The 20,775-nt window shown below is 69.6% G+C and carries 23 protein-coding genes; 9 read left to right on the top strand and 14 right to left on the bottom strand.

The window, feature by feature from the left end:
• Positions 1–57 precede the first annotated feature (57 nt).
• Positions 58–957, bottom strand: coding sequence for an SMP-30/gluconolactonase/LRE family protein (locus tag WHX56_RS27870; protein ID WP_338879561.1), 900 nt, complete (start codon positions 955–957; stop codon positions 58–60).
• Positions 958–1,272: 315 nt separating this feature from the next.
• On the opposite strand from WHX56_RS27870, the gene WHX56_RS27875 reads away from it, so the two are divergent.
• Complete coding sequence (locus WHX56_RS27875; protein WP_338879562.1) at positions 1,273–2,574, top strand: dicarboxylate/amino acid:cation symporter; 1,302 nt, start codon at positions 1,273–1,275, stop codon at positions 2,572–2,574.
• 134 nt (positions 2,575–2,708) lie between these two features.
• Positions 2,709–3,086: a hypothetical protein gene (locus WHX56_RS27880; protein WP_129246167.1), complete on the top strand. Its 378-nt coding sequence runs from the start codon at positions 2,709–2,711 to the stop codon at positions 3,084–3,086.
• 16 nt (positions 3,087–3,102) lie between these two features.
• Here the strand turns inward: WHX56_RS27880 and WHX56_RS27885 are convergent, their stop codons facing one another.
• The 9 genes from WHX56_RS27885 to phnG all read right to left on the bottom strand — a co-directional run bounded on the left by WHX56_RS27885 (position 3,103) and on the right by phnG (position 10,003).
• Positions 3,103–3,537, bottom strand: coding sequence for a hypothetical protein (locus WHX56_RS27885; RefSeq protein ID WP_129246166.1), 435 nt, complete (start codon positions 3,535–3,537; stop codon positions 3,103–3,105).
• A 105-nt stretch (positions 3,538–3,642) separates the two neighbouring features.
• Positions 3,643–4,185, bottom strand: coding sequence for an MOSC domain-containing protein (locus tag WHX56_RS27890; protein WP_129246165.1), 543 nt, complete (start codon positions 4,183–4,185; stop codon positions 3,643–3,645).
• A gap of 21 nt (positions 4,186–4,206) precedes the next feature.
• Positions 4,207–5,406: an alpha-D-ribose 1-methylphosphonate 5-triphosphate diphosphatase gene (locus WHX56_RS27895; protein ID WP_338879563.1), complete on the bottom strand. Its 1,200-nt coding sequence runs from the start codon at positions 5,404–5,406 to the stop codon at positions 4,207–4,209.
• Positions 5,407–5,408: 2 nt separating this feature from the next.
• Positions 5,409–6,131: a phosphonate C-P lyase system protein PhnL gene (phnL, locus tag WHX56_RS27900; RefSeq protein WP_338879564.1), complete on the bottom strand. Its 723-nt coding sequence runs from the start codon at positions 6,129–6,131 to the stop codon at positions 5,409–5,411.
• 2 nt (positions 6,132–6,133) lie between these two features.
• Positions 6,134–6,910: a phosphonate C-P lyase system protein PhnK gene (gene phnK / locus WHX56_RS27905; RefSeq protein WP_129246162.1), complete on the bottom strand. Its 777-nt coding sequence runs from the start codon at positions 6,908–6,910 to the stop codon at positions 6,134–6,136.
• Positions 6,907–7,800 (bottom strand): alpha-D-ribose 1-methylphosphonate 5-phosphate C-P-lyase PhnJ, encoded by an 894-nt coding sequence (locus WHX56_RS27910; RefSeq protein WP_338879565.1) that lies wholly within the window; start codon positions 7,798–7,800, stop codon positions 6,907–6,909. Before WHX56_RS27910 ends, phnK begins: the two co-directional genes overlap by 4 nt.
• Positions 7,797–8,912 carry a carbon-phosphorus lyase complex subunit PhnI gene (locus WHX56_RS27915; RefSeq protein WP_338879566.1) on the bottom strand — a complete coding sequence of 372 codons (1,116 nt, stop codon included), beginning with the start codon at positions 8,910–8,912 and terminating at the stop codon, positions 7,797–7,799. The genes WHX56_RS27910 and WHX56_RS27915 overlap by 4 nt, the downstream gene beginning before the upstream one ends.
• A gap of 1 nt (position 8,913) precedes the next feature.
• Positions 8,914–9,531 (bottom strand): phosphonate C-P lyase system protein PhnH, encoded by a 618-nt coding sequence (gene phnH / locus WHX56_RS27920; RefSeq protein WP_287753390.1) that lies wholly within the window; start codon positions 9,529–9,531, stop codon positions 8,914–8,916.
• A gap of 1 nt (position 9,532) precedes the next feature.
• Entirely contained in the window at positions 9,533–10,003 is a 471-nt protein-coding gene (gene phnG, locus WHX56_RS27925; protein ID WP_287753392.1) for a phosphonate C-P lyase system protein PhnG, read from the bottom strand.
• Positions 10,004–10,186: 183 nt separating this feature from the next.
• Here phnG and phnF point away from each other — a divergent pair, with 183 nt between their 5' ends.
• From phnF to phnN, 4 genes are all read left to right on the top strand, one after another.
• A complete protein-coding gene (gene phnF / locus WHX56_RS27930; protein WP_287753393.1) occupies positions 10,187–10,909 on the top strand; it encodes a phosphonate metabolism transcriptional regulator PhnF in 723 nt (240 codons plus the stop codon).
• 117 nt (positions 10,910–11,026) lie between these two features.
• Positions 11,027–12,226, top strand: coding sequence for an alpha-D-ribose 1-methylphosphonate 5-triphosphate diphosphatase (locus WHX56_RS27935; protein ID WP_129246149.1), 1,200 nt, complete (start codon positions 11,027–11,029; stop codon positions 12,224–12,226).
• A gap of 9 nt (positions 12,227–12,235) precedes the next feature.
• Positions 12,236–12,979, top strand: a complete 744-nt coding sequence (locus WHX56_RS27940; RefSeq protein WP_338879567.1) for a DUF1045 domain-containing protein — start codon at positions 12,236–12,238, stop codon at positions 12,977–12,979.
• On the top strand, positions 12,976–13,578 hold the full coding sequence (phnN, locus tag WHX56_RS27945; RefSeq protein ID WP_129246145.1) for a phosphonate metabolism protein/1,5-bisphosphokinase (PRPP-forming) PhnN: 603 nt from the start codon (positions 12,976–12,978) through the stop codon (positions 13,576–13,578). Before WHX56_RS27940 ends, phnN begins: the two co-directional genes overlap by 4 nt.
• Before the next feature lie 10 nt (positions 13,579–13,588).
• Here the strand turns inward: phnN and WHX56_RS27950 are convergent, their stop codons facing one another.
• On the bottom strand, positions 13,589–14,536 hold the full coding sequence (locus tag WHX56_RS27950; protein WP_338879568.1) for a LysR family transcriptional regulator: 948 nt from the start codon (positions 14,534–14,536) through the stop codon (positions 13,589–13,591).
• A gap of 104 nt (positions 14,537–14,640) precedes the next feature.
• On the opposite strand from WHX56_RS27950, the gene WHX56_RS27955 reads away from it, so the two are divergent.
• From WHX56_RS27955 to WHX56_RS27965, 3 genes are read left to right on the top strand one after another with little or no spacing between them, the layout of a single operon-like run.
• Entirely contained in the window at positions 14,641–16,476 is a 1,836-nt protein-coding gene (locus WHX56_RS27955; protein ID WP_338879569.1) for a gamma-glutamyltransferase family protein, read from the top strand.
• A gap of 58 nt (positions 16,477–16,534) precedes the next feature.
• A complete protein-coding gene (locus tag WHX56_RS27960; RefSeq protein ID WP_129246138.1) occupies positions 16,535–17,509 on the top strand; it encodes a Bug family tripartite tricarboxylate transporter substrate binding protein in 975 nt (324 codons plus the stop codon).
• A complete protein-coding gene (locus WHX56_RS27965) occupies positions 17,506–18,012 on the top strand; it encodes a GAF domain-containing protein (protein WP_338879570.1) in 507 nt (168 codons plus the stop codon). The genes WHX56_RS27960 and WHX56_RS27965 overlap by 4 nt, the downstream gene beginning before the upstream one ends.
• On the opposite strand, the gene phnE is transcribed toward WHX56_RS27965, so the two are convergent.
• From phnE to phnC, 3 genes are all read right to left on the bottom strand, one after another.
• Entirely contained in the window at positions 18,009–18,803 is a 795-nt protein-coding gene (gene phnE, locus WHX56_RS27970) for a phosphonate ABC transporter, permease protein PhnE (protein ID WP_338879571.1), read from the bottom strand. The genes WHX56_RS27965 and phnE overlap by 4 nt on opposite strands.
• An 80-nt stretch (positions 18,804–18,883) precedes the next feature.
• A complete protein-coding gene (gene phnD, locus WHX56_RS27975; RefSeq protein WP_129246132.1) occupies positions 18,884–19,864 on the bottom strand; it encodes a phosphonate ABC transporter substrate-binding protein in 981 nt (326 codons plus the stop codon).
• A gap of 31 nt (positions 19,865–19,895) precedes the next feature.
• Positions 19,896–20,723: a phosphonate ABC transporter ATP-binding protein gene (gene phnC / locus WHX56_RS27980; RefSeq protein WP_338879572.1), complete on the bottom strand. Its 828-nt coding sequence runs from the start codon at positions 20,721–20,723 to the stop codon at positions 19,896–19,898.
• Positions 20,724–20,775: the final 52 nt, after the last annotated feature.

The raw sequence follows: 20,775 nt of genomic DNA on the forward strand, positions 1-20,775 counted from the left end.
CCGCCCCGGCGCCTCCGTCCGGACGGGGGATGGCGCGGCGGGGCGGGCGAATTCCGGCTACGGCCTGCCGGCGTGCGGCACGTCCACCCGCGTCATCAGGATCCGCGCCTCGGGCCTGGCCCTGCGGTTGGCCTCGATGAAGTCCGGGGCCGCCGCCATGAACAGGCTGCGGCCGTCCGGGCCGCCCAGGGCGGCCGCGAAGATGCCGAATTCGCCGGTGTCGATCTGCTCAAGTATCCTGCCGCCGCGCGCCACGCGCACGATGCGCTTGCCGATGGCGTCGGCCACCCACAGCGCCCCTTCCGCGTCCAGCGCGCCGCCGTCGGGTCCGATGGCCGACGCGGCGATCAGGACGCCCAGGTCGTCGCTGTCCGGCAGCGCGCCGAAGTCCGCCCAGTCGCGGCGCGGCCCCAGTCCCCCGTCGGGCAGGATGTCGAATTCGGAAATGCGGTTGCCGAAGGTTTCGTTGACGATCATGGTCTTGCCGTCCGGCGTGATGAAGGAGCCGTTGGGGAAACACAGCCCGTCGGCCACCACCCGCGCGGCGCCGTCGGGATCCACCCGCACGATCGTCGTATTGCGCACGGGCGCGCCGCCCATCAGGTCGAAGCCGAAATTGCCCACATAGGCCCGGCCCTGCGCGTCCACCACCATGTCGTTGATATGTCCCCCCGTCAGCGCGGACAGGTCGGCGTGCACGGCGAGCGAGCCGTCCGGTTCCCGGCGCAGGAGCTTGCGGTCCTTCATGGAGGCGATGAGCAGGCGGCCGTCCGGCAGCCAGCCCAGCCCGGACGGCTGCTGCGGCACCTGGCAGATCCGTTCGACCTTGCCGTCCAGGTCCACGGCGATGACCTGCTCGGTATAGAAGTCCGACGCCCACAGGCGGTCCTCGTGCCAGCGCAGCCCCTCCAGGTAGGTGTAACCGGACGCCAGCACGGACAGTTCGCGTTTCAGCATTGCCTAGTCTCCTTTTTTTGTCACCGGACGGCCCATTCTGGCATGGCGGCGGACGATCGCGCCGCGGTTCCAAATTGATACAAATCCGGGGCCGGCGCGCCTGCCGGGCGTCCGCGGGGCGCGCCGGCGCCGGCCCTGGCATTGCTGACAACTGGCTGTCAGGTTTGCGGCGTTAACATCGCGCCCCAAGGGTAAACCCGTAGCCGCGGGGGACGCCCCGGCATGTCTGTCATTGGACCCGCAAGCCCGCCCCATGCCGGCGGACCCGGCCCCCCCGCGGGGCCAGGCATGGGGCCGCCGTTTTCCGTTTTGATCATGAACACTAAGAAGCTGACGCGTTACATCGGCATCGCCATGGTGCTGGGCATCGTGGTGGGCTACTTCTGCAACAACCACGCGCAGAACCCGCAAGAGGCCGCGCAGATCGCCTCGTATTTCAGCCTCGTCACCGACATTTTCCTGCGCATGATCAAGATGATCATCGCCCCGCTGGTGTTCGCCACCCTGGTGACCGGCCTGGCCAGCATGAGCGACGCCAGCGCCGTGGGCCGCATCGGCATGCGCGCGATGATCTGGTTCATCGCCGCCTCGGCCATTTCGCTGCTGCTGGGGCTGGCGCTGGTCAACCTGTTCCAGCCGGGCGCGCACCTGAACATGGCGCTGCCGGACGCCGGCGCCACCTCCGGCCTGAAGACGGGCGATTTCACGCTCAAGGCCTTCATCGCCCACGTGTTCCCCCGCAGCATCGCCGAGGCGATGGCCACCAACGAAATCCTGCAGATCCTGGTGTTCTCGCTGTTCTTCGGCGCGGCGCTGTCGTTCATCCGCGGCAAGGGCCACGACACCCTCTACAACATGATCGACGAGCTTGCGAAGATCATGTTCCGGGTCACCGACTACGTCATGCGCTTCGCGCCGCTGGGCGTGTTCGCGGCCATGGCCGCCGCCATCACGACCGAAGGGCTGGGCGTGCTGGTCAGCTACGGCAAGCTGATAGGCGAGTTCTACCTGGGCCTGGCGCTGCTGTGGGCGGTTCTTTTCTCGGTCGGCTACCTGTTCCTGGGCAAGTCCGCCATCCGGCTGGGCGGCCTGATCAAGGAACCCACGCTGCTGGCCTTCTCGACGGCCAGCAGCGAATCGGCCTATCCCAAGACCATCGAGGCGCTCACGCGCTTCGGCGTGCCCAAGCGCATTTCGGGCTTCGTCCTGCCGCTGGGCTATTCCTTCAACCTGGACGGCTCGATGATGTACCAGTCCTTCGCGGTGCTGTTCATCGCGCAGGCCTACAACATCGAGATGAGCTTCACGCAGCAACTGACGCTGCTGCTGGTGCTGATGGTGACCAGCAAGGGCATGGCCGGCGTGGCGCGCGCGTCGCTGGTCGTCGTCGCCGCGACGCTGCCGATGTTCCATCTTCCGGAAGCCGGCCTGCTGCTGATCATGGGCATCGACCAGTTCTTCGACATGGGCCGCACGGCCACCAACGTGGTGGGCAACAGCCTGGCCACCGCCGTCATCTCCAAGCTGGAAGGCAAGCAGGAAGCGCCCGGCGCGCAAGCCGCGTCCATCGCGCCCGACGAGCCCCCCGCCGTCCAGCCCGCGAGCCAGCGGGCGTAGGCAGGAAGCGGGCCGCAAGGCCCGATTTCCTGGGGCCGGCCCGGCTTGACCGGCACCACCGCCGGGAGCAACATATAAGCCCTTTGCCCGACATACCGGCGCGGCGCGCGATCGCCCCGCGCCCTTCGCAAGCCATGATCTCCACACGCCTGCGCTGCACCCTGGCGGCCCTCGCGCTGATGGCCGCCGCACCCGCCTCGCATGCCTGGACGCGCATATCCTGCGACCTGGGCGGCACCGTGGCCAACCTGCCGGAACAAATGCGCCAGTACCGCGTCGACGGCACGGAGATCACGCAACTGATGTTCAGGCTGAAGGTCAGCAGCGCGGACATTCCCGAAGGCGCCCGCGCCGATACCGATTGCACCGAATTCCTCGACCGGGAGATCGACGTGGTGCTGGAGAACGCCGGCGCCCGCGCCGTGCGCAAGGGCAAGCCCCTGAAGCTGCGGTACCGCTACGACGATTCGCTGGGCCAGGCCCAGGCGACGCGGTTCGAGCTGGTCCGCTAGGGCCTGCCGGACGGCGTCAGTCGTTCACCGAGCAGGAGACCGGCGCGCCGTCCTCGAATTCGACGTCGTACGTGTGCACTGGATCCCAAGGCAGCGTGAACCACAGTTCGTAGCCGTCGCCGTCCTCGTCGAACAGCCACAAGGCCCGCAGCACGGCCTTTTCCGCCATGGCCTCGGCGGTTTCCTCCGGCAGCAACTGGCTGTCTTCCAGCCCGAGCTTCTTGTAGTGTTCGTAGGAATAGTTGTCGAGCAGGAAATCGGCGGCGGCGACGATTTGCTCGTCGAGGTTGTCGATGATGGCCTTGACCACCTTGGAAGCGCCGCTCGAGGGTTCCTCGCCATCGGTCTGGATCATGACGTGGATAGGCGGACGCCCCTCGCCCACGGCGACGTTTTCGGCCGCCCACAGATCGGGTTCTTCGGGATCCTGGGTGAAATTGAATCGTGCCATCGAGCGCTCCGGAAAATGGGGTCGCCGTCCGCGGGAAATGCGGCAGCGTTCTTGCCGCCATTTAACCAGATGCGCGGCGCCGCGTCCGTCTCCGTCCGAGATGTTTCAGACACGCTCCAGCGGCAGATGCGGCAAGGCGGGCAGCGCGACACGGATGGAATCGCCCGCGCGCACCTCGCCGCCCTCGATCACAATGCCCATCACGCCCGCCCGGCGCATCAGGCTGCCGTCGGGATGGCGGCCCAGCACGGCGGCGGTCAGGCCCTTCTGGTAGTTGTCCAATTGCGCGCAGGGATTGCGCAGACCGGTGATCTCCACGACCGCGCCCTCGCCGATATGCAGCCTGGCGCCCCGCGGCAGGCCCAGCAGGTCGATGCCGCGGGTGGTGATGTTCTCGCCCATCGTGCCTTCCGCCACGTTGAAGCCGGCAAGCTGAAGCTCGTCGTGCAGCTCGCCGTGGATCAGGTGCACCTGCCGCAGATTGGGCTGCGTCGGATCGGCCTTGACGCGGGAGCGGTGCCTGACGGTAACGCCGAGATGGGCGTCGCCCTCCACGCCCAGCCCCTTCAGCAGCACGATGGCCGGCACGACCGGCTTGCTGAACGAATGCGCCGCGCTGCGCGCCACGGCGGTCACGATGGAACTCATCGCATCTCTCCAGGAGCGGCCTCAGGCCGCCAGGCCTTGCGGCTCGGCCAGCCGGGGCTCGCTCGCGCGCATGGGCGGATAGTGCGTCGAGAATACCAGCCGGCCGGCCGACCAGGTATGGCTGACCAGGGGCTGCCCGCCCACTTGCGCCACCGCCACCAGGTCGGCGCGCAGGCCGGGCGCGATGCGGCCGCGGTCCGACAGGCCGCAGGCCTGCGCCGGATTCAGGGTGACCAGCGCGGCCGCCTGCGGCAGCGTCAGGTCGGTCTGCGCCGCCACCGCGAAGGCCGCGGCGATCAGCGCGGAAGGCTGGTAGTCCGAGCACAGGCAGCTCGCCACGCCCGCGCGGACGGCGTCGATGGCGCGCATGGAGCCGCTCTGGCTCTGCCCGCGCAGCACGTTGGGCGCGCCCAGGATGGTGGGCAGCCCGCAAGACACTGCGGCGCGCGCGGTATCCAGCGTGATGGGGAACTCGCTCATCGCCACGCCCAGGTTGCGCATGGTGGCGATCCGGTGGATCGAGTCGTCGTCATGGCTGGCGGTGGGGATGCCCAGCGCCCGGGCGTGAGACAGCAGCGCCTCCACCCGCGCCACCGCGCCGTCCCGGGCGTGGGTCTTGGCCTGCGCGGCCTCTTCGGCCTGCTCGCGGCTCATGGCGTGGTTGCCCATCATGTACTGCAAGTAGGACTCCAGGGTCTTGAACTGCCCCTGGCCCGGCGAATGGTCCATCACCGACAGCAGGTCCACCGCGCCCTCGTCCATCAGGGCGCGCAGCACGTCCACCGAGGTGGCGTCGGTGACTTCGTAGCGGCAATGCACGCGGTTGTCGACCAGGCTGTGCCGGCGGAAGGCGCGCACCGTGCGCACCACTTCCGCCGCCGTCTGGTTGTTGCGCACGCCCCATTCGCTATTGGCGAACGACAGTGCGTGATACGGCGTGGTGATGCCCGCGGCGGCATTGCGGCGGTCCACCTGGGCCACCGCGAAGTCCAGCGGGAAGAGCACGCGCGAACGCGGCTCGGCCTCTTTTTCGATCGCGTCGCAATGCAGGTCGACCAGCCCCGGCAGCAGGGTCTGGCCGCCCAGGTCGATCTCGCGGCCGGCGCGCGCGCCGGCCGGCTCGATGGCGACGATGCGGCCGTCGTCGATCAGCACGGCGCTGTCCTCCAGGACGCGGTCGGGCATCACTACGCGGGCATGGGTGAGGTAGGTGCTTTGCATGCTCATTGCTCCAGTTCGGCCGCGGCCGCCAGCGCGGGGCGCAGTTCCAGGGTCTGGGTGGCGACGGCGTCGCGGACCTCGGCGTCGTGGAAGATGCCCAGCAAGCAGCGGCCCTCGGCGCGGGCCTCGCGGATCAGCTCGATCACCACCTGGCGGTTGTCGGCGTCCAGCGACGCGGTGGGTTCGTCCAGCAGCAGGATGGGATGGCGGGCGATGAAGCCGCGCGCGATGTTCACCCGCTGCTGTTCGCCGCCGGAAAAAGTGGCCGGGGCCAGCCCCCACAGCCGGGCGGGCACGTTCAGGCGCTGCAGCAGCGCGGCGGCCCGGCCGCGGGCCGCTTCCGGGTCCACGCCGGCCGCGCGCAGCGGCTCGGCCACCACGTCCAGCGCGGCCACCCGCGGAATCACCCGCAGGAACTGGCTGACGTAGCCGATCGTGTCCCGGCGCAAGGCCAGGATGCGCTGCTCGGGAGCGCCCACCAGTTCGACCCACTGGTCCCCGGACCGCACGCGGATGCTGCCTTCGGTGGCGAGGTAGTTGCCGTAGAGGCAGCGCAGCAGCGTGCTCTTGCCGGTGCCCGACGGCCCGGCGAGCACGAGGCAGTCGCCGGCCGAGGCGTCGAAGTCGACCGCGTCGAGCACCGGCAGGCGCATGCCGCCCTGGTTATGCAGGGTGAACATCTTTCCGAGGCTCCGCACCTCGATCATGGGTATCGTTGCGCTCATCGTCAGCTCTGCAAAATGGAGGACACCAGCAATTGGGTGTAGGGATGCTGCGGGTCGTCGAGGATCTGGTCGGTCAGCCCGCTTTCCACGACCTCGCCGCCGCGCATGACCAGGGTGCGGTGCGCCAGCAGGCGCGCGACGGCCAGGTCATGCGTCACGACGATGGCGGCCAGGCCCAGGTCGGTCACCAGTTGGCGCAGCAGGTCCAGCAGGCGCGCCTGCACCGACACGTCGAGCGACGCGGTGGGCTCGTCCATGAACACCAGGCGGGGATGCGTCACCAGGTTGCGGGCGATCTGCAGGCGCTGCTGCATGCCGCCGGAAAACGACACGGGCGTGTCGTCCAGCCGGCCCGCGTCGATCTCCATCTTGTGCAGCCAGTTGCCCGCCACCCGGCGCAGTTCGCCGTAGTGCCGGTCGCCGACGGCCATCAGGCGTTCCGCGATGTTGGCGCCCGCGCTGACCTGCATGCGCAGGCCGTCGCGGGCGTTCTGCCGCACGAAGCCCCAATCAGTGCGCGACAGCAGGCGCAGGCGCGCGCCCGGCAGCGCGGCCAGGTCGGTGAAGCCCTGGTCGCGGGTGTCGTACCAGACGCTGCCCGCGTCCGGCCGGGTCTGGTACGAGACCGCCGACAGCAGCGTGCTCTTGCCCGAGCCGGACTCGCCGACCACGCACAGCACTTCGCCGGGATAAAGGTCGAAACTGACGTCGCGGCAGCCGTGCACGCCGTCCCAGGTGCGCGTCATGTTCCGCACGGAAAGCAAAGGTTGGGCGTTCATGCGGCGGCCTCGTCCAGGGAGCGGTCCGGGCGCCGCGGCGCCTGGCGGTTGTTGCAGTATTCGGTGTCCGAGCAGACGTAGCGGCGCGTGCCCGCGTCGTCCAGGATGATCTCGTCCAGGTAGCTGTCGCGCGAACCGCAAAGGTCGCAGCACTGGGTCCAGGTCTCCACCCGGAAGGGGTGGTCTTCGAAGTCCAGGCTCTTCACGCGGGTGTATGGCGGCACCGCGTAGACCCGCTTTTCGCGGCCCGCGCCGAACAGCATCAGCGCGGGGCTGCCGTCCAGCTTGGGGTTGTCGAACTTGGGGATCGGCGAGGGCCGCATCATGTAGCGGTCGTTCACGATGACGGGGTAGTCGTAGGTGGTGGCGATGTGGCCGTGCTGCGCGATGTCTTCGTACAGCTTGACGTGCATGCCGCCGTATTCGGCCAGCGCGTGCATGGTGCGCGTCTCGGTCTCGCTGGGTTCGAGCCAGCGCAGCGGCTCGGGGATCGGCACCTGGAACACCATGATCTGTCCCGCCGCCAGGGGCGTCTCGGGGATGCGGTGGCGCGTCTGCACGATGGTGGCCGCCCGCGTGGATTCCGTCGTGGCCACGCCCGTGACGCGGCCGAAGAAGCGCCGGATGTTGATGGCGTTGGTGGTGTCGTCCGAGCCCTGGTCGATCACCTTGAGCACGTCGCCGCCGCCGATGATGGCGGCGGTGACCTGGATGCCGCCCGTGCCCCAGCCGTAGGGCAGCGGCATTTCGCGGCTGCCGAACGGCACCTGGTAGCCGGGAATGGCGACGGCCTTGAGCAAGGCGCGGCGCAGCATGCGCTTGGTGGATTCGTCCAGGTAGGCGAAGTTGTAGTGGTCGTCGCGTTCGACCGTTGCGTGTTGCGTCGTCATGGGGAAACCGCCTCGTCCATCAGTTCGTTGTGCGCGGCCTCGGGCGCGGCCCGCTCGGCGCGCATCCGGCGCAGCAATTCCAGGTTGGCCTGGAAGTCCACGTAGTGCGGCAGCTTCAAGTGCTGCACGAAGCCCGACGCCTCGACGTTGTCGCTGTGGTACAGCACGAATTCATGGTCGTTGGCCGGGGAATCGGCGCGTTCGCCCAGTTCGCCCGCCTTCAGGGCGCGGTCCACCAGCGCCATCGACATGGACTTGCGCTCGCCGTAGCCGAACGTCAGCCCGTAGCCCCGGGTGAACTTCGGGCCTTCCTCGGCGTTGCCCGCGAACTGGCTGACCATCTGGCATTCGGTGACCTCGATCTCGCCCACGGTGACGGCGAAGCCGAGTTCCTCGATGTGCATTTCCACTTCCAGCGCGCCGTAGCGGATCTCGGCCGCGAAGGGGTGGGTGTTGCCGTAGCCGCGCTGCGTGGAATAGCCCATCAACAGCAGGAAGCCTTCGTCGGCGCGCGCCAGGTTCTGCAGGCGCGCGGCGCGCGACGCCGGAAAGTCCAGCGGCTGCCGCGTGAGGTCGAAGGGTTCGGGATCGCCTTCCGGCACCGGCTCGGCGTCGATCAGGTCGTCTTGCGCCAGCAGGTCGGTCACGCGCGGCATGGCGCTGTCCAGGGCCTCCTCGCCCGGAGGCAGGGCGTCGGCCTCGCGCTGCGCCAGCAGCGAAAAGTCCAGCAGGCGCTGGGTGTAGTCGTAGGTCGGGCCCAGGATCTGGCCGCCGGGCACGTCCTTGAAGGTGGACGAGATCCGGCGCCGCAGGCGCATGCGGCCCGTGTCGATCGGCTGCGTGTACCCATAGCGCGACAGGGTCGTGCGATAGGCGCGCAGCAGGAACACGGCCTCGATCACGTCGCCGGCCGCCTGCTTGAGCGCCAGCGCCGCCAGTTGCGGATCGTAGAGCGAGCCTTCGGCCATGACGCGGGACACGGCCAGCGGCATTTGTTCGCGGATCTGGTCCAGCTCCAGCTCGGGCACCTCGCGGTCGCCTCGGCGGTAGTCGTCCAGCATGCGGTAGGAATTGAGGATGGCGCGTTCGCCCCCTTTCACGGCTACGTACATGTCAGTTCTCCAGGCGCGTGCTGCGCGGCAGCCCGCAAATCCGCCGGCCCTGCGTCAGGAACACGTCGACGCCCAGCGGAAACCGTTGATGGTTGATGCGCCATTCGCGCCAGAACCCCTCCGGCAGGCCGGCGGCGGCCAAGGTCTGCCGCGTCTGGATGCCCGGACCGCTCAGGACGGCTTGCGGCCCCGCGTCCAGCGATTCGACCTCGATCAGCAAGGTGGTCGATTGATCGGGATAGGCGGGGTCGCCCTGATGGCAGGACGACAGCGCGGGCGCGGCGAAGCCGGCCGGCACCGCGGCGAAGCGGGCCAGGGACGGCGACGGCACAATGGGGCAGGCGCAATGGAAGCGCAGGAAGGCGAGCGTTTCGGCGCTGGCGGATTCGGGCAGCCACAGCGGCGTGTCCACGTCCACCAGCGTCAGCAGCAAGGCGGCCATGGCGGGCGACAGGCCCTCCGGCACGCCGCTGCCGGCCAGGATTTCGCAGATGCGGCCCGGATGGGCCAGCGCGTCCAGCGCGGCGCGGAATGTGGCCTGCGCATCGCCGACCGGATCCTCGAAGCCGGGAAGCAGCGTCCGGCCCGAGGCCGCGGCGGCCAGTGTCTGTCGTTCCATGTCAGTCCTCGCCTCGCACCATCGTGAAGAATTCCACCTTGGTCTGCGCCGCCACGCGGGCCTGGCGCTCGACCTTTTCGGCATGCAGGCGCGCCAGCGGCGCGATGAGCCGCTCCTGCACCGTCTCGCGCCACTCGGGCATCTGCAGCAGGGCGTCGGCCACCGCGGCCTGTTCCGCGTGGCGCAGCGAACGGCCTTGCACGTAGGCCACGCCGACCACGCCCTCGCCCATCGTCACCGCGCAACGTGTCACGGTCATTTCGCCCAGGTTGAAGCGGGCGCCCGTGCCGCCGCTGCGGGCGCGCACCATGGCCATGCCGGTCTGGGCCGGCCGCAGCGTCCGGTGCCCGGGCACGCCGGACAATGCGCCGAAGGCGCCGTCCAGCGCGCCGGGGTCCGCCAGCGCCAACACGCGCATCCAGGCCGCGCGCCGGGCGCTGGCCGCATCCTGTCCTGCCTGTGGGTGATCCATTTTTTCCTCTAAACGTCTAGACGACCGGATGGAGTATGATCGCTTCGAAAGGCAAGTTCAACAGCCTGGCGTGAATTTTTGATGACAGCGGCGGCATGCGCGCGACGCCTTTGCGGCGCCCGCGGCATCGGGCACAATCGGGGCCATTCTTGACGAGCGGATATGACAGCACGAGCGCACCCTATGGTTGAAAGAGGTTCCGGCATCGCCGTCTGGCGGCAAATCGGCGAATCGCTTGCGGACGACATCCGCAACAAACTCTATGCGGCGGGGGAACAGCTTCCCTCCGAACCCGAGCTGGCCGCCAGGTTCTCGGTCAACCGCCACACCATCCGGCGCGCCATGGGCGAGCTTGAGCAAAGCGGGCTGGTCAGGATCGAACAGGGCCGCGGCACCTTCGTCCAGGAACATGCCATCGACTACGCCATCGGCAAGCGCACGCGCTTTTCCGAGAACCTGCGCAGCCAGGGCATGCTGGGCCACCAGGAGGTGCTGGGCAGCCAGTCGCTGCGCGCGGCCGATATCGCCAAGCACCTGGGGCTTGCCCGCAGCGCGCCGCTATTGCGCGTGCAGATCGTGGGCAAGGCCGAGAACCGCCCCATCAGCACCTCGGAACACTACTTCGACGAAAAGCGTTTCCCCGATTTCGCGCAGCGGCTGGCGGCGCTGCGCTCCATCTCCAAGGTCTATGCCCACTACGGCATCGGCGACTACACCCGGAAGTGGTCGCGCATCACCGCCGTCCTGCCCTCGCCCGAAACCGCCCGGCTGCTGGGCCAGCCCAAGACCCGCCCCATCCTCCAGATCGAAGCCTTGAACGTGGACCAGGAGGGCGCTCCGCTGCAATACAGCATCGCCCGTTTCGTGGGCGACCTGGTGCAACTGATGGTGGCGGACGACGGCTGAGGCCGGCGCAGGAGCCCGGCCGCCCGCCGCCATGGCGCGGCGGCCTTTCGCAATCGCCGCAATCCGTCGAACTCATCTAGACATCTGGTTGTAATGCAACCCCGCTAAGGTCGCATCATGAATACACGCACACACGCCCCCTCGCCCCTGGCCGGTGTCACAGGCCAGCGCATTCTGACGCCGCGCGGCGTCCAACACGCCAGCCTGCGCTTCCATGGCGGCCTGATCGACGACTCGGCCGCTCCCGCCGCGCGGGGCGCCTCCTGGTTCGACGCCGGAGACCTGCTGGTGCTTCCGGGCATCGTGGACCTGCATGGCGACGCCTTCGAGCGGGCCATCATGCCGCGGCCCAGCGTGACCTTCCCCTACGAAGGCGCGCTGTCCGACGTGGACCGCCAGTTGCTGGCCAACGGCATCACCACCGAATTCCACGGCGTCACGCTGTCCTGGGAAGGCGGATTGCGCGGCGAGAGCTACGCCCAGCGCATGTTCGACGCCCTGGAAAGCATGCGCCCCCTCATGGGCGCGCGGCACTACGTGCACCTGCGTTTCGAGACGCATCACGTGGGCGGGCTGGACGTCGCGCGGCAATGGATACGCGACGGCCGCGTGCGCTTCCTGGCGCTGAACGACCACCTGCCCAGCATGGCGCGGCGCCTGGGCGACGAGCGCAAGCTCATGCAGTACGCCAACCGCGCGGAATGCGACCTCGACGTCTTCCAGGACCGCATCCGGGCCGCGATGGCGGCGGCGGACTGCGTGGCCGACGCCATGCGCGAACTGACCGCCTGCGCGCGGGAAGCCGGCCTGAGGGTGGCGTCGCACGACGACCCCGACGCCGCCACGCGCCGCTACTACCATCAACTGGGTTGCGGCGTGGCGGAATTTCCGCTGACCCGCGATGCCGCCGGCGTCGCGCGCGACCTGGGGAATTCCGTGGTCTTCGGCGCGCCCAACGTGGTGCGCGGCGGCAGCCACACCGGCGCGCCCAGCGCCGCCGAAATGGTCCGCGCGGGCCTGTGCGACGTGCTGACCTCCGACTACTACTACCCCGCCCCGCTCGCCGCCGCCCTGAAGCTGGCCGCCGACGGCGTGCTGCCGCTGGCGCGGGCCTGGGACCTGGTGTCGCTGAATCCGGCGCGCGCCGCCGGCCTCCAGGACCGCGGCGCGCTGGCGCCGGGCCTGATCGCCGACGCGATCGTGGTGGACGACCAGGTGCCGGGGCTGCCCCGCGTCTGCGCGGCGATCGTCGGCGGTGAACTGCGCTACGCCAGCCGCGCCTTCGGCGACGGCCGCGACCAGCGCATGGCGGCCTGAGGGGTGACCATGGCCCTTGCCCACCGCTACGCCCTGTACCTCGCCCCCACCGGCCCCTGGCGCGAACACGGCAGCCGCTGGCTGGGCCGCTGCGCCGACACCGGCGAGGCGCTGCCGCCGCTGCCGGGGCAGGCCGAATGCTCGCACGAATGGACGCGGGCCCCGCGCCACTACGGCCTGCATGCGACCCTGAAGCCGCCCTTCCGCCTGCGCGAGGGCGCGAGCCCCCTGGAAGTGGACGCGGCCGCGCGCCGGCTGGCCGAAGGCGGCAGCCCGTTCGCGCTGGAACTGGAATGCGAACCGCTGCGCGGCTTCCTGGCTTGGCGCATCGCCGACGCGGACGAACCGGGCCGGGCCCGCATCCAGGCCCTGGCCGACGCGGCCGTGCGCGACCTGGATCCCTTGCGCGCCCCGCCCACGCCCGAGGAAACCGCGCGCCGCCGGCCGCAGTCGCTCACGCCCGCGCAGCAGGCCATGCTGGCGCGCTGGGGCTATCCCTATGTGTTCGACACCTACACCTTCCACATCACGCTGACGGGCAAGCTGGAAGGCGACGCGCTGGCGCAAGCGCGGGCAGGCATCGCGGCCTTCGCCGACCCGCTGCGCGGGCAGGCCATGGCCGTGCCCGGCGTCAGCGTCTACGTGCAGGCCGCGCCGGGCGCGGATTTCGTCGCGGCGCGGCACTACCATTTCGACGGCGCCTGCGTGGACGCCGCGGGCGCCGCCTACCTGCAAGGGCCGGCGGCGGCATGAACGCCCCCGCCCCCGCCGACGGCGCGCGCCTGATCTACCTGATGGGCGCCTCGGGCAGCGGCAAGGACACGCTCCTGCGCCTGTTGCGCGCCTGCCTGCGCGGCGGCGAACCCGTGCTGGTGGCGCACCGCTACATCACGCGCGACAGCGGCGACAGCGAAGACGCGCTGCGCCTGACGGACGAAGAGTTCCTCCGCCGCGCCGCGCTGGGCTGCTTCGCGCTGCGCTGGCGCAGCCATGGCCTGCACTACGGCATCGGCATCGAAATCGACGCCTGGCTTTCCCGCGGCGCGGCCGTCATCGTCAACGGCTCGCGCGCGCACCTGGAACAGGCCCATGCGCGCTATCCGGCGTTGACGGCGGTGGAGGTCGCGGTCGATCCCGCGGTGCTCGCCCGCCGGCTGGCTGGCCGCGGACGCGAAAGCGCGGAACAGATCGCGCAGCGGCTGTCGCGCGCCACGCAGGCGTTCCCGGTGCCGCCGGGGTGCCGGCCGTTGCGGATCGACAACGACGGCGCCCCGGAAACCGCGGCCGCCGCGCTGCTGGACATCGCGCGCGCGAAGCTCAGGCCGGTCGTCGCCTGGCGCGAACAGGCTTGAGCGGCGCGGTTCAGCCCGGACCGGCCGCGTCGCCGCACAAGCCCAGCAGGATGTCGGAAAAATGCGCCTCGGCCGCCAGCGGCTGCTCGCGCCTGCGCCGGATCAGGTTGATGGGCGGCAGCTCCCAGCCGAAGTCCCAGGGCACCATCCCCAGCTTGCCGCGCTGGCACAGTTCGCGCGCGATCTCTTCGGGCACCACGGAAACGAAGGTTTCGTTCATGGTCAGCATGCCTTCGATCACGTCCGTCGAGTAGGCCTCCAGCACGGGAGACGGCGGACTCAGTTCCTCGCGGATGAAGTGCTCCACGATCAGTTGCCGCGTGGGCGTGTTGGCCGCGGGCAGCACCCAGTCCATCGCCGCCACGGCCGCCCAGTCCGGCCGACGCCGCGCCAGCCGCTGGGCCAGCCGGCCATGCGCGATCAACCGCGGCCGCTGGCGGTACAGCGCGCGGTGGATCAGGTCGTCGTGCGCCACCGTCGACGTGGCGCGGCTGATGATGCAATCCAGTTCGTGCTGGCGCAGCATGGGAACGAGGTGGTCGGTCGTGGCGCGGTGCAGGCTCAGCGTCACCCCGTGGCGCTGGTGCAGGCGGCTGATCGCCGCCGTCAGCAGGGCGCTGGACACGTAGGGCACCACGCCCACGTGCAGATGCGCCGAACGGCCGGCATGCAGGGCCTCGACTTCGCGCCCCCACAGATCGAGGTCGCTGAGCATGTGGCGCGCGCGCACCAGGGCCAGGCTGCCCAGGGAAGTGGGCTGCAGGCCGCGCCCGGTGCGCACGAATAGCGGCGCCCCGAAGATGTCCTCGAGTTCCGCCAGCGCCTTGGTGACCGCCGGCTGGCTGATGCCGGCCGCCGCCGCCACGCGCGTGAGCGACCCGTGCCTGGCGATGTCGATCAGCAACGCCAGATGGCGGTGCTTCAGGCGGTTGGCGAGACGGGCCGCATCCCAGTTCACGATCTTTCCCTATAACCAGTTGGTTATTCAATTATGCCAACAAACATGAATCCAGTTATTTCACGATCCTATACTGCAAGCATCCCGTTGCCTGGAACTCTCCCATGAGCGCCTCGTTCACCACCCGCCCCGAAATATGCGGCACCTTCGGCGTGGTTTCGTCCACCCACTGGCTCGCCACGCAAGTGGCCATGGGCGTGCTGGAGCGCGGCGGCAACGCCTACGACGCCGCCGTGGCGGGCGGTTTCACCCTGCAGATCGTGGAACCGCACCTGAACGGGCCCGGCGGCGAGGTGCCCATCCTGTTCTGGAGCGAACGTGAACAGCGCATGCGCGCCCTGTGCGGCCAGGGCCCCGCGCCGGCGCTCGCCACGCCGGCCTATTTCCGGAACCTGGGCCTGGACCTGGTGCCCGGCATCGGCCTGCTGCCGGCCACGGTGCCCGGCGCATTCGGCGCCTGGCTGACCTTGCTGCGCGACTACGGCACCTGGGAACTGGCCGACGTGCTGCGCCCGGCCATCGACTATGCGCGCAACGGCTTTCCGCTGGTGCCGCGCATCTCCCAGGCCATCCTGGCGGTGCAGGCGCTGTTCCGCCAGGAATGGACCAGCTCGCGCGACGTCTGGCTGCCCGGCGGCCAGGTGCCGGCCCCGGGCGCGCTGTTCCGCACGCCCGCCATCGCGGCCACCTATACCCGTATCCTGGACGAGGCGCATGCCGCCGGCGCCGACCGCCGCGGCCGCATCGACGCGGCGCTGGACGTCTGGTACCGGGGCTTCGTGGCCGACGGCATCGACGCCTTCTACAGCCGGGAAGCGGTGCGCGACACGACCGGCCAGCGCAACCGCGGCCTGCTGCGCAAGTCCGACCTGGCCGACTGGCGCGCCACCTACGACGATCCCCTCACCGTGGATTACGGGCGCTACACCGTGGCCAAATGCGGCGTGTGGTCGCAGGGCCCGGTCCACCTGCAGCAACTGGCCATGCTGCGCCACCTCGGCATGGACGGCCTGGACCCGCAGTCGCCCGCCTTCGTGCACCGCATCGCCGAAGCGGCCAAGCTGGCGTTCGCCGACCGCTGCGCCTGGTACGGGGATCCGGACTTCGTGCAGGTGCCGCTGGCGGACCTGCTGAGCGACGCCTACGCGCGCTCGCGCGCGGCCGGCATCGGCGAACTCGCGTCCCGCGTGCTGCAGCCCGGCAGCCCCGGCGGCCTCGCGCCCCGGCTGCCGGACCTGGACGCCGCCGTCCGCACCCTGGCCGCTTCCGACACCCGCTTCGGCGTGGGCGAACCCACCTTCGCGGCGCTGCCGCCGGTCTCGGAGTGGGCCGCGCGCGAACTGTTCGTGGGGGACACCTGCCAGATCGACGTCATCGACCGCGACGGCAACATGGTGGCGGCCACGCCGTCGGGCGGCTGGCTGTCGTCCAGCCCCGTCGTGCCCGGTCTCGGTTTCCCGCTGACCACCCGCCTGCAGATGACCTGGCTGGACGACGGCGTGCCCGGGCAGTTGCAGCCCGGCAAGCGTCCCTGCACCACCCTGTCGCCGGGCCTGGCATTGCGCGACGGCCAGCCCTACATGGCCTTCGGCACGCCCGGCGGCGACCAGCAGGACCAGTGGACGGTGGCGTTCTTCCTGCGCCATGCCATGGGCATGAACCTGCAGGAGGCCATCGACGCGCCCTCCTGGCACATCGACCATTTCCCGGGATCGTTCTGGCCCCGCTCGCAGACGCTGAACCGGCTGACGGTGGAGTCCCGCATGCCCGCCGCCACGCGGGACGCGCTGCGCGCCGCCGGCCACGACGTCAAGGCGGGCCCGGACTGGTCGGAAGGCCGCATCAGCGCCTGCACCCGGGAGCCCGCCGCCGGCGGCGGCCTGCTGCTGCGCGCGGGCGCCAATCCGCGCGGCATGCAAGGGTATGCCGCCGGGCGATGATGAATCCATTTCGTTCCAGCCGGCGCACAGACCGGCACTTGCACAAGGGGTACCAACCATGACTTTGCGATTCAAACGACTGCTGCGTGCCTGCGCGCTGGGCCTGGCGCTGGCCGCGCCCGCCGCTTCCCAGGCCGCCTGGCCCGAAAAGCCCATCACCCTGATCGTGCCCTGGGCGGCGGGCGGCTCCACCGACATCCTGGCGCGCGTGCTGTCCGAAGGGCTGACCCAGTCCCTCGGGCAGTCCGTCATCGTGGAAAACCGGTCGGGCGCGTCCGGCAATATCGGCACGACCTTCGTCGCCCGCGCCAAGCCCGACGGCTACACGCTGCTCGTGGGCTCCATGAGCACGCACACGATGAACCAGGCGCTCTATTCCAGCATGCCGTTCGATGGCGTGAAGGACTTCACGCCCATCGCGGAACTCGCGCTGGTCACCAACACCATGGTGGTGCACCCGTCCGTGCCGGCCGCCAACCTGAAGGAATTCATCGCCTACCTGAAGGCGCATCCGGACACCGTGACCTACGCTTCGGCGGGCCAGGGCTCCACCAACCATCTCAGCGCCGCGCTGTTCGAAAAAGCCGCCGGCGTGAAGATGACGCACATTCCCTACCGCGGCGGCGCGCCGGCGGTGATGGACACGGTGGCCGGCCGCACGCAGGTGCTGTTCAGCGCCGGCACACAGACGCTGCCGCACGTGCAGAGCGGCAAGCTCAAGTTGCTGGCCGTCACCGAGGAAGCGCGCTCGCCCTTGCTGCCGGACGTGCCCACGGTCGCGGAAACGCTGCCCGGCTATGAATTGTCAGTCTGGTACGGCGCCTTCGGCCCGGCCGGCATGCCGCCCGAACTGACCGCCAGGCTGAACCGCGAGATCAACCTGATCCTCAAGCGCCCCGACGTCATCAAGAAGATGGCCGACATGGGCGTGCTGCTGACCGAGACCACGCCCGAACAGTTCGGCCAGATCCTGGCGCGCGACGCCGACAAATACGGCAAGCTGATCAAAGAACTGGGAATCACGGCCGAATGACCGCAGCATCGTCCCCGACCCCGGCGCTGGCCGGGGTGCAGGCCATCGCCCAGGCCTACGCCGCCGCCGACGCGGCGGCGGCCTTCCTGGCCATCGACGCCTACGCGCACGCCACCTTGGCGCACGCCCTGTGCACCATCAACCGGTACGACGCCGGCGCCATGCGCGTCCTGCGGCTGTACAGCTCGAATCCCGTCGCCTACCCGCCCGGCGGCAGCAAGGACAAGGCCGGCACCGCCTGGGGCCGCCACGTCCTGCAGGAGCGGCGCGTCTTCGTGGGCGAAGGCGAGGACGCCATCCGCGAATTCTTCGACGACCACGGCGCCATCCGCGAACTGGGGCTGCGGTCCGTCATCAACGTGCCGGTGGTGTACGGCGGGGCCTGTCTGGGCACCGTGAATTTCCTGATGCCCCGCCCCGCGGTGTCGGACGCCGACGTGCATGCCGCGCGCCTGGCCGGCCTGCTGGCGCTGCCGGCGTTCCAGGCGCTGGACAGGCCCTAGATCAGCGCGCTGCGGATCCGCGAGGACACCATGTCGATCGCCACGACGAAGGCGACGATGATGATCATGACCGCGCAGGTTTCCGCGTAGCGGAAGCTGCGGATGATCTCCCACAGCACGGTCCCGATGCCGCCGGCGCCCACGATCCCCACCACGGACGCCGAGCGCACGTTCGACTCGAAGCGGTACAGCGAATACGAGATCCACAGGGGAAGCACCTGCGGGATCACGCCGTAGACGATTTCTTCCAGCGCGTTGGCGCCGGTGGCGCGCACCCCTTCGACCGGGCGCGGATCGATCGCCTCGACGGCTTCCGAGAACAGCTTGGCGAGCACGCCGGTGGTGTGCACCCACAGCGCCAGCACGCCGGCGAACGGGCCCAGGCCCACCGCCACGATGAACAGCATGGCGAACACCATCTCGTTGATGGCGCGGCAGGCGTCCATCAGCCGCCGCATGGGCTGGTAGACCCAGGCCGGCACCATGTTCGACGAACACAGCAACCCCAGGGGCACCGCCACCACGATGGCCAGGAACGTGCCCCAGACCGCGATCTGCACGGTCACGATCATTTCATCGAGGTACATGCGCCAGTCGCGGAAGTTCGGCGGGAAGAAGTCCGCCGCGAACTGGGCCATGTTGCCCGAATCGCGCAGCAGGTCCAGGGGCCGCATGTCCGCCCCTGTCCACGACATGACGAGCAACGCCAGCACGACGGCCCAGACGAGTAGGACCGGCAGCGACGAGCGCGGTGCGGAAGGAAGACGGGAGGTCTGCATGGCTGGGTTCATGGGAACTGGCGATCGGCGTAGGGATTTTCGGTTGCGCGGACGCCGGCGCGCCAGACGGCGCGCCGGCGTCCGGGCGGCGTTTACTGCTTGGCGGCCGGCTGGCCCAGGCTGGCCAGCTTGCCGTCCAGCTCGGCCAACTGCTTCTGCTTTTCGGCCTGGCCCAGGGTCGAATCGGCTTCGACCTTGGCCTTCTCGCGCGCCAGCTCGATCTGGCGGATGGGAACCAGTTGCTGGTTGTCCGAGGCGCGGAAGCCCTGGTAGGTCAGCGCTTTCAGGTTGGCCAGTTCGCGTTCGGCGTCCTTGCCCTTGCCGTAGTTGATGAAGAAGTCGCGGATTCGGACCTTCAGGTCGGCCGGCAGGTCGGTGCGCATGACCAGCGGGTCCGCCGGGATCAGCGGCGACTTCCACAGCACGCGCACGCTGTCGTTGGCGTCCTTGCCCGTGTTCAGGCGGTAGCGCTCCAGCGCCTCGGTGTTGTTGACGGCCACGTCCACCTGCTTGTTGATGACCGACAGCAGGTTGGCTTCGTGGTTGCTGGCGCGCACCGTCTTGAAGAAGGTCTTGGGCTCGATCTTGTTGGCGGCCCACAGGTAGTAGCCCGGCACGGCGGTGCCCGACGTGGAGTTGGGATCGCCGGCGCCGTAGCTCAGCTTGCCGCCGTTCTTCAGAACGTCGTCCAGCGTCTTCAGGTTGCTGTCCTTGTTGACGATCAGCAGCGACCAGTAGCCGGGGTTGCCGTCCTTGTCGATGACGGAGGCGAACACTTCGCCCTGGGCGCGGTCCACGGCTTCGATGGCCGACTTGTTGCCGAACCAGCCCAGTTGCACCTTGTTGAAGCGCATGCCTTCGATGATGCCGGCGTAGTCCGACGCGAAGAAGGGCTTGACCGGCGCGCCGATGGCGCGGCTCAGGTCGTCGATGACGGGTTGCCAGACCGACTTCAGGTTGCTCGACGATTCCGTCGAGATGATGCCGAAGTTCAGCGTCTTGGCGTCCTGGGCGTGAACCTGCGAGGACAGGGCGGCGGCGGCGATCAGGGTGAAAAAGGTTCTGCGTAGCATGGACGGCTCCGGGAAGGAAAGGGGCAAGGAATCAGGCGGCGCGCGCCAGCCGGGACAGCGGCGCGACGGCCGGCGCCTGCGGCGCGTATTCGGGAAGGAGTTCGCCCAGGTCGGCGCCATACAGCTCGCGCAGCATGGACGGGGTCAGGGCCGCCGAGGGGCCGTCATAGACCACTTTTCCCTGGCGCAGGGCTACCACGCGGGGGCAGTAGCGCAGGGCGACGTCGACCTGGTGCAAGGACACCACCACCGCCACCTTGCGGCTGCGGTTGATCTGGGCCAGCGTGTCCATCACGCGGCGCGACGACTCGGGGTCCAGCGACGCGATCGGCTCGTCGGCCAGGATGACGCGGGCGTTCTGCACCAGGGTGCGGGCGATGGCCGCGCGCTGCTGCTGGCCGCCGGACAATGTGGAGGCGCGCTGAAATGCGTAGTCGTCTATACCAACCTGGGCAAGCGCGTCCAGGCCCTGGCGCACTTCGGCGCGCAGGAACCAGCGGGCCAGGCTGCGCCACAGCGGCACGCGCGGGAGCAGGCCGGTGAGGACGTTGGTGATGACGGGCAGGCGGCCCACCAGGTTGAACTGCTGGAACACGAAGCCGATGCCGGCCCGCGCGCCGCGCACGTTGCGGCTCAGGCGGCCGTTGCGCTGGATCGCCTGGCCGTTGACGGCCACGCTGCCCGCGTCGCCGGCGACGAAGCCCGCCAGATGGCGCAGCAGCGTGGACTTGCCCGAGCCGGAGGCGCCCAGCAGGGCGACCATCTCGCCGTCGGCCACCAGCAGGTCCACGCCGTCCAGCGCCTTGGCGCCCGGGTGGAAGCTTTTGCTCAGCCCTTGTACTTCGATGGCGTACGTCATCGTGGGATCCCCTTGGGTTTGGTCATTGCCGCATTCTGTTTTGGCGGCATGA

The organism is Achromobacter veterisilvae (assembly GCF_037619525.1).
Taxonomy (GTDB): Bacteria; Pseudomonadota; Gammaproteobacteria; order Burkholderiales; family Burkholderiaceae_B; genus Achromobacter; species Achromobacter veterisilvae.

What these genes read in the sequence shown, in the direction of transcription:
- WHX56_RS27915 (WP_338879566.1), bottom strand. Translation starts at nt 8,912, where the DNA reads ATGTACGTAGCCGTGAAAGGGGGCGAACGCGCCATCCTCAATTCCTAC.
- phnH (WP_287753390.1), bottom strand. Translation starts at nt 9,531, where the DNA reads ATGGAACGACAGACACTGGCCGCCGCGGCCTCGGGCCGGACGCTGCTT.
- WHX56_RS27890 (WP_129246165.1), bottom strand. Translation starts at nt 4,185, where the DNA reads ATGAGTTCCATCGTGACCGCCGTGGCGCGCAGCGCGGCGCATTCGTTC.
- WHX56_RS27960 (WP_129246138.1), top strand. Translation starts at nt 16,535, where the DNA reads ATGACTTTGCGATTCAAACGACTGCTGCGTGCCTGCGCGCTGGGCCTG.
- phnF (WP_287753393.1), top strand. Translation starts at nt 10,187, where the DNA reads ATGGTTGAAAGAGGTTCCGGCATCGCCGTCTGGCGGCAAATCGGCGAA.
- phnL (WP_338879564.1), bottom strand. Translation starts at nt 6,131, where the DNA reads ATGAGCGCAACGATACCCATGATCGAGGTGCGGAGCCTCGGAAAGATG.
- phnN (WP_129246145.1), top strand. Translation starts at nt 12,976, where the DNA reads ATGAACGCCCCCGCCCCCGCCGACGGCGCGCGCCTGATCTACCTGATG.
- phnD (WP_129246132.1), bottom strand. Translation starts at nt 19,864, where the DNA reads ATGCTACGCAGAACCTTTTTCACCCTGATCGCCGCCGCCGCCCTGTCC.
- WHX56_RS27875 (WP_338879562.1), top strand. Translation starts at nt 1,273, where the DNA reads ATGAACACTAAGAAGCTGACGCGTTACATCGGCATCGCCATGGTGCTG.
- phnG (WP_287753392.1), bottom strand. Translation starts at nt 10,003, where the DNA reads ATGGATCACCCACAGGCAGGACAGGATGCGGCCAGCGCCCGGCGCGCG.
- WHX56_RS27935 (WP_129246149.1), top strand. Translation starts at nt 11,027, where the DNA reads ATGAATACACGCACACACGCCCCCTCGCCCCTGGCCGGTGTCACAGGC.
- WHX56_RS27870 (WP_338879561.1), bottom strand. Translation starts at nt 957, where the DNA reads ATGCTGAAACGCGAACTGTCCGTGCTGGCGTCCGGTTACACCTACCTG.
- WHX56_RS27910 (WP_338879565.1), bottom strand. Translation starts at nt 7,800, where the DNA reads ATGACGACGCAACACGCAACGGTCGAACGCGACGACCACTACAACTTC.
- phnC (WP_338879572.1), bottom strand. Translation starts at nt 20,723, where the DNA reads ATGACGTACGCCATCGAAGTACAAGGGCTGAGCAAAAGCTTCCACCCG.
- WHX56_RS27955 (WP_338879569.1), top strand. Translation starts at nt 14,641, where the DNA reads ATGAGCGCCTCGTTCACCACCCGCCCCGAAATATGCGGCACCTTCGGC.
- phnE (WP_338879571.1), bottom strand. Translation starts at nt 18,803, where the DNA reads ATGAACCCAGCCATGCAGACCTCCCGTCTTCCTTCCGCACCGCGCTCG.
- WHX56_RS27965 (WP_338879570.1), top strand. Translation starts at nt 17,506, where the DNA reads ATGACCGCAGCATCGTCCCCGACCCCGGCGCTGGCCGGGGTGCAGGCC.
- WHX56_RS27885 (WP_129246166.1), bottom strand. Translation starts at nt 3,537, where the DNA reads ATGGCACGATTCAATTTCACCCAGGATCCCGAAGAACCCGATCTGTGG.
- WHX56_RS27880 (WP_129246167.1), top strand. Translation starts at nt 2,709, where the DNA reads ATGATCTCCACACGCCTGCGCTGCACCCTGGCGGCCCTCGCGCTGATG.
- WHX56_RS27895 (WP_338879563.1), bottom strand. Translation starts at nt 5,406, where the DNA reads ATGCAAAGCACCTACCTCACCCATGCCCGCGTAGTGATGCCCGACCGC.
- phnK (WP_129246162.1), bottom strand. Translation starts at nt 6,910, where the DNA reads ATGAACGCCCAACCTTTGCTTTCCGTGCGGAACATGACGCGCACCTGG.
- WHX56_RS27940 (WP_338879567.1), top strand. Translation starts at nt 12,236, where the DNA reads ATGGCCCTTGCCCACCGCTACGCCCTGTACCTCGCCCCCACCGGCCCC.